Below are 17,099 nucleotides of genomic sequence, written 5' to 3' on the forward strand. Positions count from 1 at the left end.
GCCTCAACCCCCGTGGTCCTGCGAGTGGCCGAGAGCTTGATGCGACAAATCGAGTACGCGAATGACACCTGCTCGTGGTCTTGAACCCAAGGGTTTGGCGCTCGCGCGCAGTCACCGCGTGGGCGTGAGTGGGCGGTGGGAGCGGCGGCTGCGATAGGAGACTAAGACGTTGGCACGGGGCGGTCAGCTCGTGGATTGCCTGTGAGGCCTGGCACTAGCATGGTGCAAACCACGGCAGTGAGGGCTAGTAGCGCCGCTGTCGATAACCAGGCACCCGGGATCGCGCGACTCCTGGTCGCGTGGATCAGGTAGGTGCAGATTGCCGGCGTATAGCCGCCGAAGACGGCGGTAGCAATGCTGTATGCGAGTGAGAAGCCTGTGCTGCGAACGTCCGCGGGCATGATCTCTGTGAGGTAGACGACCATGGCGCCGTTATAACTCGCATAGAGGAGAGCCAGCCAGAGTTCGACGCAGAGCAGCCGGGCGAAGGACGGTTGTTGCACCAGCCACGCCATGAAGGGGTATGCGGTGACCAGCGTGAGGACGGTGCAGGCAACGAGCAAAGGTCTGCGCCCAATGCGATCGGAGAGCGAGCCCATCACGGGCAGCATCGCGAAGTTGAGTGCTCCAACGCATAGCGTGACGATGAAGGTGCTCTGCTTATCGAGATGCAGGGCGTTGGCGCCATAGGTGGGCGTGTACGCCGTGATCATGTAGAAGGCAGTTGTGGTCATCGTCGTGAGCATGGTGCCGATGAGCACGATGCGCCAGTTGGCCAGAACGGCTCGCAGGATCTCTGTTGTCGTGAAGCGCTTGCGTTTCGCGAGGAAGCCCGGCGTCTCTTCGAGCGTGCGCCGGATGAAGAACAGAAACGGAATGAGTGCGCACCCGATCCACAACGGCACGCGCCAGCCCCAGGAGTTCATGGCTGCCGGTGGGAGCTTCGCGCTGAGGACAAAACCGAGCAGAGCCGCAAAGACGACGGCGAGCTGCTGGCTGGCGCTCTGCCAACTGACGTAGAAGCCACGCTCGTGCGCAGGAGCGATCTCGGAGAGATAGACGGAGACGCTGCCCAGTTCGGCTCCCGCGGACAGGCCCTGCAGGAGCCGTCCCAGCAGCACAATCACGGGTGCTGCCACACCGATGCGCGCATAGCCGGGCGTGCAGGCGATCGAGAGCGTGCCGAACGCCATGAGTGCGAGCGTAAGCAGTAGCCCCGCACGGCGACCGCGGCGATCTGTGTAGCCACCCAGCACAAGCGCACCGAGCGGCCGCATGAGGAAACCCGCGCCGAAGGTCGCGAGCGACAGCATGAGACCGTTGAAGTCACTCTGGTTGGGAAAGTAAGCCTTTGCGATCGCGGCGGAGAAGTAGCCGAAGATCATGAAGTCATACATCTCCAGGAAGTTTCCGCAGGTCACGCGCAGTACGGTCGCGATGGGAAACTTCCTGTGTTCACTCTCGTTGTTCAAGGCGATCTTCCTTTGCAGCGTCGAAGTTATGGCGTGTGCGCGTGTGCGGGCAAGATGGATAGCTCGACGGACGAAAGGCGTCCGGCATCGTGGAAGACGGTGTTGTCGACGACGAGCATGCGTCGGCTCAACCCCAGAGGTTCGCCGGTGTTCGGGTTTACGTCGAAGCGAGGAAAGTTGCTGCTCGAGATATCGAGCCGGATGCGATGCCCCTTCTTGAAGAGGTTCGCGGTGTCGAAGGGCTTGATGGTGAGCTTGTAGATCTCACCCGGTGTGAGCAGCGTGCGGGTCTTCACGCCATCGCGATAGCTTGCGCGCAGGATGCCATCGGTGAGATTCATATCGAAGCCAGTCGGGAAGTCTTTGCTGGGCGGATAGACGTCAACGAGCTTGGCGGTGAAGTCGGTGTCGACGCCTGTCGAGGAGGCGTAGAGCGTGACGGTGACCGGGCCCGCGATGACCACATCTTCGGGGAGTGGCTCGGTCTCGAAGACGAGCACATCACTGCGTGAATGCAGCGGGAGATACGGTGCACGCGAGCCTGGCATATCCGGGCGCTCGCGCTGATCGTAGGCTCCATCCTTGAGGCGCTTGGATACGCCTCCGCCGATCGATGGCACGGGATGAGCGGGGTCGAACTGAAAGGTGGTCGCGTGCGACTCGGTCGGAGCTGGTGGCTTCGTCGAGAGCAGTCCTTCCGCGTGCAGGTAGAAGTTTGTGGGTCGTGCTGACGGAGGGGGCCAGGCTTGCGCGTTCTGCCAACTGCCGCCGTGTTCGAGACGGCCCTGCGCGTCCTTGTGACCATCGCCGCCGCCCATCAGGAAGTAGCGCACGGGTGCCTCATCTGCGGCAGGCGTATGTACGCCCTTCAGGTAGAAGTCGAACCAGCGGAGATGGAAGTCGATGTCGAAGTCGCTAAGCGCCGCGGTTGGCCCAAAGTCGACATCGCCTGCGTAGGAGACTGCGTCTCCATGATGGGTCCACGGCCCAATCATGAGGCGCTCCGGCGACTTCTTCAGCTTCGAGAGCTGGTGGAAGTTCTCGATCGTGCCGCGCAAATAGATGTCGTACCAGCCCCCGATGTGCAGCATGGGGACGTCGGCGGTCTGGGGATAGTACTTCTCCCACTGCATGCCGAGCGTCTCCCAGTAGGGACCATAGTCGGAGTGCGTGGCTTCGTCGAGGTAATAGCCTTCGTACACCGGTTCGATGGAGAGCGGGCTCTGGCCTTTGCGCAGCGGGAGCGGGGCGTACCAGTCAAACTCATGTTCCTGCGTCAGCATGGACCTGGCGACGGGATTCTTTGTGTCGGCGAGCGCCTGCTCCCATGCCCAGGTAAATTGGCGGCCCATCTCGAAGGCTCCGTCATAGCGCACCGAGTGATCCCAGGCGCTGGACATGCCTCCCATGTTCAGGACGAGGGTGCTCAGGTGCGGCGGGTTGAGCTTGGAGGCGTCAGCCTGCGTATGAGCGGCGTAGGAGGTGCCAAACATGCCCACCTTGCCGTTGCTGTATGGCAAAGCTGCGGCCCACTCGATGGTGTCATAGCCGTCGTAGGCGTCGTAGACGTAGTACTTCTCAAAGACACCGCCCGAGGCGTGGCGTCCGCGCGTGTCCTGCACGATGACGACATAACCGTGCGAGGCGAGGGCCTTCGCAATGGCAATCGTGGCAGGGGCAGCTTTGTCGTAGGGCGTCCGATGCAGCAGCACGGGGAGCTTCACGGAGGTGGGACCGTCAGCGGTGCCGGGGCGGTAGATATCCGTGGCCAGCTTCACGCCATCGCGCGTGACCATCATCACGTCGACCTGACGTGTTACCTCCGGATACGTCGCGGGAGCAAGAGCGCTGGAAGATCGAACTGTATTCGGGGTCTGCGCAACGAACGGCGGTGTGAGCGCGATGCTGCCTGCGAGGACGATCCACCTTGTCCAACGGTGCCGTTGAATGCAGCGCTGTTGTGTCATCAGAAAGCTCCGGCGGACGAGAGGTACACGGCGGCGACCGCTCCATGGCGGGCTAGGGAAGCTGTCGCCAGGGGTGAGGTTAAACCGTGAAGGTGGGAAGCCTTGCTCGTGAGTGTATCGCCAGTGGCCACACGGCTGCTCGGAGAGGAGGAAACGGTCTAAGTGTTGGGGGCTGGATCAAGCGGGAGGGCAGCGATTCACGAGGCGGGACATCTTGGCGAGAAGAACCGAAAATTCGATCGGCTTTGCTTCGAAGTCGTCGCAGCCGACAGCAAAAGCCCGCTCCCGATCACCGTTCATCACATGTGCGGTGAGCGCGATGATCGGAATGCCGGCCGTGCGATCGTCGGCTTTCATGCGCTCCGTCACCGTCCAGCCGTCCATCCCTGGAAGGCTCATGTCCATTAGCACCAGGTCGAAGGCATGGTTCTGCGCCAGCTCGAGGCCGGCCGGCCCGTCCTCCGCGGTCAGTACCAGCCAGCCGCACCGGGCCAGTCGCCGCGAGAGCATGTCACGGTTCCATTCGTTATCTTCCACCAGTAAAACTGTCGGCATACGAAATCGTACCGGCCCACCTCGAATTCATCGACTCAATGATCGTCTACGTTGCGGAAGAGATGAGCCATGCATCAGGAATACACAATCGCGACACGATTGTGGATCAAGAACATCACCATGGGTGATGGACGGGGTGCCACTCTGGACCTAGACTGGGTGAAAAGTGCTGCGACCGTCTGTCGACCCCGACGTCGATCTCTCGCGGCTACCCTTTTCGCGCCGACACAGTTTCTAGAGAGACGTCTGATTGGCCGATAGAAGGGTAACGGTCTTCACAGGAGGACCCTTGTTCGGCATTTTTCCCCAGATCGACCCACCTGAGGCATCGCAGGCCTCTGGTCCACCGCGCGACGCCCGGATATGGCTTGTCGCGTTGTGTGTGCTCGTCTGCGAGGTGATCTCTACCCTCGTCAATAACCAGAGTTACAAGCTCGATGGCGCCTCACTCGTCTGGCTTCCCAACGGCATTGTCATGGGGGCTCTCGTCAGTTCGCGGCGGAAGCAGTGGCCGGCGCTGCTGGGGATTGGCTTCGTCATCGATCTCATGGTCAACGAGATCGTAGGCGGCCCGCTGATCACGGCGCTCACCTTTGCACTCTTCAACTCCATAGAGTGCTTTGTTGGCGCGGTGATGCTCTATCGATTTCTCTACCCGCGCGCTCGCCTCACCGATTGGCATCAGATGCGTGCCTTTCTGCTCTACGGAGTGATGATTGCTCCCGCGATCGCATCTTGTCTTGCGTCGCTCTATCTGTACGTTCACCACGGTATCGCTTTCAGTAAGTCCTGGCGATTCTGGTACGCGGCGGATCTCCTGGGTCTTGCGACAGCGACTCCACTCTATCTCTCGTATCACCACGACCGTTTGTTCACTGGCCGTTCCCGCCGCGAATTGACGGTGCTCTTCGTGGCCCTTTGCCTTGTGTGCGTCGTGGTCTTCGACTTCAGCACGTATCCCACCCTGTGGCTCGTGCTTCTGGTGCTGATGCTGCTTGGCGTTCGCGGGGGATACACCGCCTCGGCGCTGGGGCTGTTGCTGGTGATTGCCATTGGCGGCTATTTCACGATCATTGGTCGCGGCCCCCTCGGAACTTCGATCAGCCACTCGCTGGGATCGCGCATGTTCATCTTCCAGGCCTTTACTGCCGTGACGATGGTTGTGCTTTATCTAACCGAGGTCGCTGTTGCTTCAAACCGGGCTGCACAGGCCGCCCTGCGCAAGAGCGAAGCGCGCTATCGGTCGCTCGCCGACGAGCTTGAACTGCGGGTGGAAGAGAGGACTCTCGATCTGCAGCACGAGATCACGGAACGCGAAGCCGTACAGAACGACCTGGTCCACGCAAAGATCCTCGCGGAAGAAGCTAACCACGCCAAGAGCGCCTTTCTCGCGAACATGAGCCACGAGCTGAGGACTCCCCTCAACGCCATCCTTGGCTACAGCGAGATGCTTGAGGATGATGCCGCCGAAGAAGGCCGCATGCACGTCGTCGAAGACCTCCGCCGCGTCCAGCGCGCAGGCCATCACCTGCTCCACATCATCAACGATGTGCTTGACCTCGCGAAGATCGAGTCGGGAAAGATCGATGTCTTCCCGAAGAAGGTCGAGGTCTCGAGCATCGTCACGGATCTGGTGGGCACGATCGAACCGCTGGCTGCGGCAAATAGCAACGAGCTCCGAATCGAAGTAGAGTCGCCTGCGGCGATCATCGAGATTGACGCCGTGAAGTTCAAGCAGTGCCTGCTGAATCTGCTCAGCAATGCCTGCAAGTTCACCAGGGATGGCACGGTCATCTTGAGGATTCGTGCCAGCAATGATCCCGCCTTGCCAGGCATGAACTGGGAGGTTCAGGACAGTGGTATCGGCATCTCCAAAGCCGACCAGTTGCGCTTGTTCCGGCCCTTTACGCAGGTGGACAACACCTTCACCCGCAGGCACGACGGTACGGGATTGGGTTTGGCGATCTCACAGCGTCTCATTCGCATCATGGGGGGCGACATTACCGTGATATCGGAGGTGGGGAAGGGATCTACCTTCACACTGCATCTTCCCGAGCGGCTCGTGAACCCTGCAACCCCAGCTCCCAGCCCCGTGAAGCACCCGGTCTTCGCCACGGAAGTCGACGCCTGACAGGTTTCAGGACGTAACTGCCGTTTTCGCTTGACAAAGATCGGATTGCGATGCATCATATCGTGTAACGATAAAAGCTGTGGGCCCTGCACGCACATGGGCGGTTCCCCCTCTTGAAGCCACCAGGCTTGAAGGGAACGACCCGCTGCATGATGCGCAGACGTCATTCATTCCATACATTGAGCGGAGGTACGGTATGCAGCTGAAGCCAATCTTCTTTCTGGGTGTTCTCTTGATGGCTTGTTCGAGTGTCTGCGCCCGTGCGCAGATGTCGGTTCATGCCCTGAGCGGTGTCGTGAAGGCAGTCGGCCCCATGGGAATCGATGTCCAGATTGGATCCGACACCACGACGCACTTCAAGCTGGCGCCAGGGGCAAAGGTTGCCGTGAACTTCGACGGCGGCTTGCGTTCCGACTCGGTGGCGGCAAACGAGTTCCATCACGTGGGCGCCTTCATCGTGGTCTATTTCTACGGTTATGGCAGCGATGTAACCGCGGTTGCAGTCAAGGAGCTCAATGCTGGCCCCTATGCGAAGGTTGAGGGCAGAATTACCGACTACGACCGCCGTGGCCACAAGATGACGCTTACGGACGCTGATGGCAAGACGCACTCGTTCACGCTGGCGGACCATCTGATCGTGGATTCAGACGAGGGAGCCGACGATGGACGCAAGTTTTCTCCGCGCAAGGGAGACGACGTGCGTGTGACTTATGCCTCTTCAGGTACGCAGGGAACGGTCTCGTTCATCCACGCGAGCCTGTAGCTCTATCTGGTGCAGCCAGTTGCCGGTGTTGGGCGTAACAGTCCTCGACCGGCGGCTGCTCCTGTCAGCGTGCTGTCTTCCACTGCGAGAGCACCGTTGACGAAGAGTTCCTTGACTCCCACACTCAGCTCCCGCGGATGCAGATAGTCCGCGCGGGGAGCGTATTTTGCAGGATCGAGTACGGCCACGTCGGCGAAGTAGCCGGGACGAAGATACCCGCGATGGTCGAGCTTGTAGATGTCCGCGGTAAGCCCGGTTGAATGGCGGATAAAGCTCTCCAGCGTGATGGTGTGCTTCTCCTGCACGTAAACTTTGTACTTCTGTGTGAAGGTCGCGTACTGGCGCGGATGCCCGTCGGAACCATCGGAGCTGGTGACGACCCAGGGCTGCTTCATGATCAGCTCGACGTCGCTGTCGATCATATTGAAGGAAGCGATGGCAATGCCGGCGCTCTTTCCTGACGCGGAGGTCGACGGAGCAGCAGAAGGGCCGCCCTGCATAATGACGACGGCAGCGTCGACGGCCTTCAGCTTCCATTCCTTCGCCATCGCCTCAAGCGTCTTGCCGGTCCAGGGCTTGCCGGAGGACGTGAGCAGGATGGAAGCCGGGCCGCCGCGACGGCGCAGGTTCTCCACCATCTCGACGCGAATCTTCGCCATCGTTGGCGGGTCTTCGAAGCGCTTGAGCATCGCACCGTAACCGCCATCGATGGCCCAACGCGGAACAAGCGAAGCTTCGAGATCGGAGCCCGAAGCCAGCCAGGGATACTCGTCGGCGGTTACGTCCTGACCCTTGGCGCGCGCGTCGTCTATGAGCTTGACGACCTCGGGCGCCTGCCCCTGCAGGTCGACGCCCAGCGCCTTGAGGTGCGCGAAGTGTACCGGCAGGCCTGCTTCGCGGCCGATCTGCAGCACCTCCCTGATGGAGTTCATCAGACCGACGGTGTAGTCGGACTCGTCGCGCTGATGCGTGTCATACATGCCGCCACGAATGGCGGCCTCGTGTGCCAGGGCGATGACTTCGTCGGTCTTCGCGAAGCTCTGCGGAGCATAGAACAGGCCGGTGGAGAGCCCGAGTGCGCCGTCGCACATGCCCTTGGCGACGAGCAATTTCTCCTTGTCGAGTTCCTCGGGGCTGGGCGCGCGGTCTGCCTGGCCAAGGACGCGTCCGCGGATCGCGCCGAAGCCCACGAAGGGAGCGACGTTGGTGCCGATCTTCTGGCCGACGAGATGATCGATGTCGGCCTTCACGTCGGGGGTGCCATAGCCGTCGACGCCGATGATGATGGTGCTCACGCCCTGCGCAAGCCACGGAGCATTGAGTCTTTTCGTCGCGTCTGCGGAGCGGATGTAGGTGTCCGGATGCGTGTGCGCGTCGATCAGCCCCGGCGCGACGATCATGCCCTTCACGTCGATGACGCGTGCGGCTTTCATCTTCGTCGCGTGGCCCACGTAGACGATCCGGTCACCCTTGAGCGCGACATCGCCGACGAAAGGCTTGCCTTCGCTGCCGTCGTAGATCGTTGCGCCGCGAAGAATCACGTCGGCGGCGTCCGTGCTCTGTGCAGGAAGGCCGAAAGGGGCGATGGCAGCGGTCAGAGATGCGACGGCCAGAACGTGGCGGAGGCACAGCAGGGCATGACGGGGCATGCCAACATCGTAGAGCAAGTCCGGCTATTGCGGCTTCGGGATAGCGGGCGGCAGCAGCTTCTCCGGATGCCTGGCGCGCAGGAACGCGACGAGGTCCTCGATCTCCTCCGGCTTGAGCTGATCGCCAAAGGCCGGCATGCCTTTGCCTCCGTCATGGATCTGGTGGGCAATCTGGTCGGCCTTCAGGCGCTTGCGGACATCAACGATCCTTGGCGCGCGCTCGGTTCCAGCGAGCTGCGCACCGTGGCAGAAGACGCAGCCATGCGTAGCGAAGACTTCCGCACCGCGCCTTGGAGCGTCCGAAGAAGCCTGGGCCGGATGCATCAGTGACGGCAGCAGTGCCACGCTCAGGGCTGGCGCAAGGAACAAGGAAACAACGAGGGTACGGCTTCTGTGCAATGCCACAGTGAGAGTCTTCCTGAATAGCGGGTCGGATGCAAGGCCGCGCGCGAGGCGCAAGCCACACGGCGGTCCAAGAGCTACTGCATCACGCCGTGGCCTGCGACGACGCCAGACAGAGATCCGACCTGCGCAGCCGGTGCGACGGGCTGCCCCGCACCTGTTTCGTGGTGATCGAGATCGTGCACATGCCAGGGCACGCTCTCGTTGGCGATCTCGCGGTGCTTGCGAAGATACTCGAGAGCGAAGGTGCTGGCGGTCGGATCGTCCTTTTGATCGGCAAAGTACGCGGCCTCGACCGAAGCCTTCTCCTTCTGGCCCGTGCGTCGATAGAGGATCGCGAGGTTGTAGTGTGCTGCAAGATCGTCGGGGTCGATGGCCTGAACCTGCAAGTACTCAGCCATAGCCTTGTCGTACTGGTGCATCTGGTAGAACGAGAAGCCGAGCTCACGGTGTGCGTCGCGGGAACGAGGGAACTTGGCTTCGACCATCTGCAGGTGCTTGACCGAGTCTTCGAGATCGCCCTGGTTCCGCTCCACCAGTGCGAGGTAGTAGAGTGCGCGCGAATCGTCCTTCAGTAGGGAGAGCGCCTTGTTGAGGTAAGGCAATCCGTCGTCGTACTTCTCCCAGCCGATGCAGACGATCGCCTGGTTGGTGTAGGCATCAGCGTAGTCGGACCGCAGCTTCGCGACCTGCTGGAAGGCTGCGAGCGAAGCTGCGTACTGCTGCGCGTCGAGCAAGCCGATGCCGTAGTTGTTCCAGCGCATCCACTCGGGGTTCTCGTTCGCCTGCGCGGCTGTGGGGGCGTTCGCCCCGGTGTTCAGCGTGCGGGTGGTTGTGGTCATGTCGATTACGGGCTGAGAGTAGTTCTGGCCCATCGGCATGCTCATGCCGAAGTTGATGAAGTGCTGATCGAAGCGCCGATAACGCACTGTTGCGGTGACGGAGACTGGCCCCCCGGCCTTCGGCATGGTGAAGGCATAGCGGATGAGCTGCGAGCGGCCGGACTGGATGGTGTTGTTGTAGGCGACGACCCGGTTGTCCCATACCTGGTGCAGGGCGTTGATACCGCCTTGAGCATTGATGAGGCGGTTGGTAAAGCTGTGGGCCTCGGGGTCAAGCTCGTTGTCGGGCTGCAGGGCACCGTTCTCGTAGAGGATCTTGCCGGTGGCGTCCTTGACGGTGAAGTCCACGTACATCTCGTACATGTCGCGCTGTTCGGGCACGAGCGAATGCGCGGTGCCCTTGTTCTGGATCACCACATCGACCAGGACGCGCTGGCCTGCGTTGAGGTTGAAGGCATTCTTGCCGAGCGGCGCGATCAGCTCCGGCTGACCTTCTGCGGGAGTCTCGGGCTCGACTGCGAAGATGTCGACGTTGACGACCTGATCCTTGAGAAACTTCACTACTGCGTCGGCCTGATCGTTGTACTTGTAGATCTGCGGGATGAGCATGTTCGCGGCGGCCCAGCGATGGCTGGCGAGCTGATGGTTCTTCGCGCCGTAGTCCGGCAACGTGCCCAGATCCGCGCGCTTCATGTGGCAGGTCTGGCAGGTCGAGACGACGTCCTTGCGATAGAAGGGCAGTGGTGATTCCTTGGAGAAGGATGCATTCTGCCACTCGTCATAGAGCGAGATGGCGCGCAGCCACTTGTAGTCGTTGAGCGTCTTCGGCAACGCGGCTTTGTGGCATGCCGAGCAGAACTCGCTGGTCTTATAGAGCGGCTTCATCACTGCGGCGGAGTGCCGATCGAGGTGCGCGAGGATATCGGCGTCGGACACGGCGTGCGTGATGGGCTTGCCGGCTTCATCGACGAGCACGGCAGGCGTGCCCATGACATAGCTTCCGGTGCCGCGGGTGTTCACAGACTGGATGGAATGGCAGACCATGCAGGTGACGCCGTCCTGGTCATAGGGACGTGTGCGCGGGGCCTTGTCGGTGAGCGAGCCCGAGACCAGCGCGATGGGATCGTGACAGCCTTCACAGTGGCGTGTCGAGGCGATGCCCTTCTCGGCAGCGAGCAGATTCACATTACGCAGGTAGTAGGGCACGCGGTTGGAGTTGGAGTGCACACTCTGCCGCCATTCCGCGTGAGCCTCCTGATGGCAGTGGCCGCAGTACTGCGCGGTCGGGAAGTTCTTCGGATCGATGAAGGCGCCAGTGTCGGTCGTCGCGTTCGACGGCAGGTAAGGGTGGTCGTTGCCGAACTTATAGTTATAGATCGCCGACTGCTTCGTGTTGTATTGCGCGCGAGCCTCGGCAGCAGCCTGATCCTGCGCTGCCGCGCGTGAAGGAACGACAGCGATGGCGGCGGCAAGAGCCATACCGGTGACGAGGATGCGAAGCTTTGTGCTGTGCTGCATGTGGGGTCAATCCTGTTCGGAACGCGAGCCTGAAGGGTGCCTGGGGTCGGGCGAATCTTAGTACCGTGGGCCGATACTTGTCAGTGGATTTCGGCGGAGGAAGACAAGGGACTGCCAGAACCCTCCGTGAGATCGAGTATGGCGTCCATCTTTTGGATGAGGAACTTCTCGGCGTTGCCTGAAGGCCAGTGGACCTCAAGCGTCATGGGCAGCGTGGGACCGGTGGCGCCGAGGCCGAAGTGCGGCCGCATGTCGGAGGTCGAAGCGTAGCTTCCACCAGAGAAAACGTCGCCGCGCTGCCGCATCCCATTGGCCGTGAGGTACACGGTGGCGCCGATGGCATCACGCGGGCTCTTGCGGCCATCTGGGCCTGGCTTGCCACCGCCTGTGAGCTTGAACGCGACCCAGTGATTCTTGTTCGGATCGATGTTGCGGAAGAGCGCGGGCACGGAGTCCATGTTGTTGATGACGGCGTCCATGCGGCCGTCGTTGAAAAGATCACCAACAGCGAGGCCGCGCGAGGTGAGCGTTTTCGCAAGGGCGGTGCCTTCGACAGCGGGGAGAGGCTCGAGCCTCTTGCCCTGCTCGTTGTGGAACAGCAGCGCCCGCTGTGCCCAGCTTGTGCCCCAGTCGTTGGTGTCGGCGTTGCGGTAGACGTGGCCGTTGACTTCGAGGAGATCCTTCCAGCCGTCGTTGTCGTAGTCGAGGAACGCCGTGCCCCAGCCGAGGAAGGGAATCGTCAGCTGCGCGATGTGCGTGTCGTAACTGACGTCGGTAAAGTTGGCATCACCATCGTTGCGATAGAGCGGTTTGTAGTCATCGGAGAAGGTGGTGTTGAAGACGTCGAGCTGGCCGTTGTTGCGGTAGTCGCCCAGCGCGATTCCCATGCTGGCGGTCTCGCGGCCTTCCTTGTTCAACGCATAGCCAGAGGCGTAACTGATGTCCTCGAAGGTACCGTCACCTTTGTTCAGGTAAAGATAGTTGGGCGTCGAGTCGTTCGCGACGAGCAGGTCCACCTTGCCGTTGCCGTTCAGTGAGACGAAGACGCTGGAGAGCCCGAAGTATCCGCTCTTGTCGGCGACACCAGCATGTTCACTTACATCGGTAAAGGTCCCGTCGCCGTTGTTGTGAAAGAGGTGATCGGGCTCGCCTGGAAGACCGCGCGGGCCGCAAAGGACCTTCGCTCCGCGGTACTGGCAGAAGCTCAACGGAATGCCTTCGGCGCCGACGGTCTGCTTCGCGAGGTCGTAGTGGACGTAGCCGGGGACGAAGAGATCGAGCTGACCATCGCCGTCGTAGTCGCCCCAGGTGGCGCCGGTGGACCAGTTGCCCAGCGCAACACCGGCCTTGTCGGCGACGTCGGTGAAGGTCCCGTCGTGGTTGTTGTGGTACAGCCGGTTCTTTCCGAAGTTGGAGACGTAGAGATCGGGCCAGCCGTCGTTGTCGTAGTCGCCCACGGCGACGCCGAAGCCCCAACGGTCGTTGCTGACTCCGGCTTTCGCGGTGACGTCGGTAAAGGTGCCGTCGTGGTTGTTGTGAAACAAGGCTGCGTGGGGAGCCACAGCCTTGCCCGCCTCAGCCTCGTCGGTACTGCCGTTGACGAGGTAGATATCCAGCCAGCCATCATTGTCGTAATCCAGCAGTGCCACGCCGGAACCGATGGTGTCGAGGATGTAGGGCTTGTTCGGAGAGCCCATGGTGTGGTGCCAGCCGGCGAGCCCCGCTTTCTTCGCGATCTCTTCGAAGGGCACCGCGCCCTTCGCGACCGTTCCTCCGGCTGTAATAGGCCGATGCTTTGCGTCGTAGACCGGCGCAAAGACGCCGGCCGTGTTGGAACCGCCGTGCGCGGGCGCCTGGGCGCCTTCCTGGGCCGTCTGCTGGGCTGCGTCCGATTGCGCGGTGGCTGGGAGAGGTCCAATAGATCCACCACAGAAGACCAGCGCGGCAGGGAACAGGATCGGCGCTGCAATTTGCCAGCGCAAGTGCTGAAAAGGTACCCAGAATGGCATGGCCGACCACTCTAGCAGGTGGAATCGGTCATGCGCCTCCATCAGAAGGTGGAGCTGATCGAGATTTTGGTTATGCCCGTAGCTGCATCATTGTTCCGACAATAAGGGCTGCGAATGCTATTACAATTGACCGGAACTCGATCCGGTCAGCCCCCTCCCACCTCAGAGACCGGAAAACCGGCACGGCGGATTGAGAAAGCGTTATCAGGTAACATCGACTTCTCCTCCCAAGGTCGGTACCTCTGTGAACTCCAGTCCCAAGACTTCCCGCGCCAGCTCCAAGAGGGGTCAGGTCTCTGATGTCCCCAAGGCTGGAATGCACCGCTATCGCGCGATCTACGAGACGTTGCTCGAGGAGATCCAGAGCGGTGTTTATAAGCCCGGTGAAAGGCTACCCAGCGAGGCAGCCCTCTGCGAGCGATTCTCGGCTTCGCGTATCACGGTCGCAAAGGCGTTCCAGAGCCTGCAGCAGGAGGGGCTCGTTCGCCGACGTCCCGGGAGCGGCTCTTATGTGGAGAAGCTGCCCAACTCCGCAACGCGCCAGTTCGGTTTGCTCATCCCGGACCTGGGCACGACGGAGATCTTCGAAGCCATCTGTCAGGGGCTGATGACCTCGCCTGCGGGAGGCTCGCATTCGCTGGCGTGGGGAAACGCCATGGCACGCGAAGATGCCTCTGTCACGATGGAGCGCCTCTGCCGTCAGTACATCGCTCAGCGCGTGGCCGGGGTGTTTTTTGCGCCCACGGAGTTTGCCGGTGAAGAGAACAACCGGCGCATCGCGGCCATGCTGGAACAGGCCAATATGCCGGTAGTGCTGCTGGATCGCGACTTCGAGACCTATCCGAATCGCTCGAACTTCGACTTTGTCGGCATCGACAACCGGCGGGCAGGCTATATCCAGGCGCAGCATCTGGCGCAGGCCGGGGCGAAGAAGATTCTCTTTGCGATGAGGCCTGGCTCCGCTAATACCGTGGATGCGCGGGCGGCCGGCTATCGGGAGGCCATGTTCGAGCTCTTTCACGGTGCCGTCGGCACCGTCGTGGGGGGAGACTTCGAGGACAAAGAGTTTGTCTCGCAGTTTATGAAGCGAGACAAGCCGGATGGAATCGTCTGTGCGAACGACGTCACCGCGGCGAAGCTCATGCGGACGCTTCTCTCGCTGGGATACAAGGTGCCGGAGGATGTGCGCATGATCGGGCTGGACGACGTCGGCTACGCACGATATCTGCCGACGCCTCTTACGACGCTGCGCCAGGATTGCGCGGAGATTGGCATCGTAGCCATGTCTGTGATGCTGGAACGCATCGAGCGACCCAGGCATCCGGTAGTGGATGTGCGCGTAAAGACGGAGCTGGTCATCCGCGAATCCTGCGGGATGAAACTCGGCGGATAGATCATTCTTCCCATGCAGAGCAAGTCTTCGATAGGTGATCAGGTAGGAGATCAACCCGGCGCTGCCTCCAGCCGGCGCCGCCTTCTGGTGCGCGGCGTGGTGCAGGGCGTGGGGTTCCGGCCTTATGTGCATCAGCTAGCGCAGCGATACCGTCTTGCAGGGTTTGTTCAGAACACCGCGACGGGGGTGGTAATCGAGATCGAGGGCGAACAGCCTGCACTTGCGGCCTTTGTCGCAGCGCTGCCCGTCGAAGGCCCACCCCTGATGCGCGTGGACGGGATGGAGCAGGAGGACCTGCCCACACTTGGTGGAGTGGAGTTTGTCATTCGTGAGAGCGACGCGTCCGGAGATGCTTTCGCTCTGGTGCCGACAGACGCTTGCGTATGCGCTGCATGTCTCGCAGAGATTCACGACCAGGGCAATCGCCGCTTTGGGTATGCGTTTACCAACTGCACCCACTGCGGGCCGCGCTACTCCATCATCGAGGACGTGCCGTATGACCGGCCGCTGACGACGATGCGTGGCTTCGCCATGTGTGCGAGCTGCCAGAGTGAGTACGAAGACCCAAGCGACCGCCGCTTTCACGCGCAGCCAAATGCGTGTCCGGTCTGCGGGCCTCGATTGGAGCTGGTGCATGGTGGTAACCCGCAACAACGTTGCGAGGGCCTGAGTTCTCCGGAGATTCTTGCCGAGGCTGCGCGTGCGCTGCTCGAAGGAAAGATCGTCGCATGGAAGGGACTCGGCGGCTTTCAGCTGGCGTGTGACGCTGGCAATGCAGCGGCCGTGCGCCTGCTGCGAGAGAGAAAGCATCGCCTGGAAAAGCCCTTCGCCGTCATGGTGGCGAACGCGGCCGCGGCGCGGTCGCTGGGCGAGTGTGATGAGGCAGAGGTTACGTTGCTCACGTCGCCGCAACGTCCTATCGTCCTGCTGGAGCGTCGCGAAGGGGCCGGACACCTGGCGGATGAAGTCTGCTTCGGTATACCCGTCGCCGGCGTCATGTTGCCCTCCACCCCGATGCATGACCTGCTCTTCGCTGAGGTTATGCGGCAGCGCGGTGCGGACGTGCCGCTGGTGATGACGAGCGGCAACCTCAGCGAAGAGCCCATCGCCATCGACAACGATGCGGCGCTGCGTTCCCTCGCGGAGATCGCAGACGTCTTCGTGTTGCATGACCGGCCGATTCATACCCGGGTCGACGACTCCGTCGCTCGCATCGTTGAAGGTTCGCCCATGCTGCTGCGTCGCGCCCGCGGCTACGCTCCGGAACCTCTCTGGCTAGGGCTTGGAGACGCGGAAGTGCTGGCGTGTGGAGGGGAGCAGAAGAACACCTTCTGCCTCACTCGCAAGGGGTGGGGACTGATGAGTCAACACCTCGGCGACCTCGAAAATCTGGAGACGATGGCTTTCTTCGAGGAGACGCTGGAGCGTATGCAGCGGCTCTTCCACGTTTCGCCGCGCGCGGTCGTGCATGATCTGCATCCCGGCTACATGAGCACCCACTTTGCGAAGCGCTGGGCGTGCGAGCGGGGGATGCAGGCCATCGGAGTGCAGCATCACCACGCGCACATCGCGGCCTGCATGGCGGAGCATAGGCTCACGGGAGAGGTGCTGGGTGTGGCCTGGGATGGAACGGGCTACGGAGAAGACGGCACAATCTGGGGCGGTGAGTTTCTTGTGTCAGGACTTGTCGGTTTCCAGCGCGCTGCGCACCTGCGGCCTGTGCTCCTGGCAGGAGGCGATACCGCAGTTCGCGAGCCGTGGCGGATCGCGCTGGCCTACCTGCAGGACGCCTTCGGCGAAGTACCCGAGGACCTCGCGTGGAGACCCGGCGCCAGTTCCTCCGCCTTCGAGACGGTGAAGACGATGTTGCAGCGCAGGATCAACACCATCCCGACCAGCTCCGCGGGAAGGCTCTTCGACGCGGTGGCATCGCTGACAGGTCTTCGCCACACCGTGGCCTTCGAGGGGCAGGCGGCCATGCTGCTGGAGGGTTCCAGTGCGTCAGCTATCCATCCTGCGTATTCGTTTGCCTTGGAAGAGTGCGCAGGCGCCGCAACCCAAGTCGATCTCCGCCCGATGATCCGAGAGATCGCTGGCGACAGAAGGCTGAACGTAACTCCGGCGATCATCGCAGCCCGATTTCACGCCACGATGGTCGACGTGATCACGGAGATATGCCTGCGGCTTCGCAGCAGTACCGGGCTGGATCGGGTGTGCCTTGGTGGCGGCTGCTTTCAGAATGTGACGCTGCTGCGCGGCTGCAGGTCTGCGCTGGAACAGCAGGGGTTCCACATCTATTGGCCGCAGCGTGTACCGGCCAACGACGGGGGATTGGCGCTGGGGCAGGCTGCGGTCGCGCTTGCCCGGATCGCCGCCGGGCTCTAAGTCTCCGTTACTC

11 protein-coding genes are annotated in these 17,099 nt (G+C 61.7%); 4 read left to right on the forward strand and 7 right to left on the reverse strand.

Annotated elements, in window-relative coordinates; translation table 11 throughout:
• Positions 1-161 precede the first annotated feature (161 nt).
• The 3 genes from tcuC to C4S68_RS16255 form a co-directional block, all read right to left on the reverse strand.
• Complete coding sequence (gene tcuC, locus C4S68_RS16245) at positions 162-1,472, reverse strand: MFS transporter (RefSeq protein ID WP_103934169.1); 1,311 nt, start codon at positions 1,470-1,472, stop codon at positions 162-164.
• 26 nt (positions 1,473-1,498) lie between these two features.
• Positions 1,499-3,439, reverse strand: a complete 1,941-nt coding sequence (locus tag C4S68_RS16250) for a CocE/NonD family hydrolase (RefSeq protein WP_103934170.1) — start codon at positions 3,437-3,439, stop codon at positions 1,499-1,501.
• A 177-nt stretch (positions 3,440-3,616) separates the two neighbouring features.
• Positions 3,617-3,994: a response regulator gene (locus C4S68_RS16255; protein ID WP_103934171.1), complete on the reverse strand. Its 378-nt coding sequence runs from the start codon at positions 3,992-3,994 to the stop codon at positions 3,617-3,619.
• A gap of 289 nt (positions 3,995-4,283) precedes the next feature.
• Here C4S68_RS16255 and C4S68_RS16260 point away from each other — a divergent pair, with 289 nt between their 5' ends.
• The gene (locus C4S68_RS16260; RefSeq protein WP_160115194.1) at positions 4,284-6,125 is read left to right on the forward strand and encodes an ATP-binding protein; all 1,842 of its coding nucleotides are present in this window, start codon (positions 4,284-4,286) and stop codon (positions 6,123-6,125) included.
• A gap of 196 nt (positions 6,126-6,321) precedes the next feature.
• Entirely contained in the window at positions 6,322-6,888 is a 567-nt protein-coding gene (locus C4S68_RS16265; protein ID WP_103934173.1) for a hypothetical protein, read from the forward strand.
• A 2-nt stretch (positions 6,889-6,890) separates the two neighbouring features.
• Here the strand turns inward: C4S68_RS16265 and C4S68_RS16270 are convergent, their stop codons facing one another.
• From C4S68_RS16270 to C4S68_RS16285, 4 genes are all read right to left on the reverse strand, one after another.
• Positions 6,891-8,537 (reverse strand): N-acyl-D-amino-acid deacylase family protein, encoded by a 1,647-nt coding sequence (locus tag C4S68_RS16270; protein WP_103934483.1) that lies wholly within the window; start codon positions 8,535-8,537, stop codon positions 6,891-6,893.
• Positions 8,538-8,561: 24 nt separating this feature from the next.
• Positions 8,562-8,942, reverse strand: a complete 381-nt coding sequence (locus tag C4S68_RS16275; RefSeq protein WP_146072182.1) for a c-type cytochrome — start codon at positions 8,940-8,942, stop codon at positions 8,562-8,564.
• A 74-nt stretch (positions 8,943-9,016) separates the two neighbouring features.
• Entirely contained in the window at positions 9,017-11,299 is a 2,283-nt protein-coding gene (locus tag C4S68_RS16280) for a tetratricopeptide repeat protein (RefSeq protein ID WP_235011653.1), read from the reverse strand.
• Between the two features lie 80 nt (positions 11,300-11,379).
• Entirely contained in the window at positions 11,380-13,308 is a 1,929-nt protein-coding gene (locus C4S68_RS16285; protein ID WP_103934485.1) for a CRTAC1 family protein, read from the reverse strand.
• 316 nt (positions 13,309-13,624) lie between these two features.
• On the opposite strand from C4S68_RS16285, the gene C4S68_RS16290 reads away from it, so the two are divergent.
• Entirely contained in the window at positions 13,625-14,701 is a 1,077-nt protein-coding gene (locus tag C4S68_RS16290; protein WP_103934175.1) for a GntR family transcriptional regulator, read from the forward strand.
• 12 nt (positions 14,702-14,713) lie between these two features.
• Positions 14,714-17,086: a carbamoyltransferase HypF gene (hypF, locus tag C4S68_RS16295; protein ID WP_103934176.1), complete on the forward strand. Its 2,373-nt coding sequence runs from the start codon at positions 14,714-14,716 to the stop codon at positions 17,084-17,086.
• Positions 17,087-17,099 lie beyond the last annotated feature (13 nt).

This window comes from Bryocella elongata, from assembly GCF_900108185.1.
Lineage (GTDB): Bacteria > Acidobacteriota > Terriglobia > Terriglobales > Acidobacteriaceae > Granulicella > Granulicella elongata.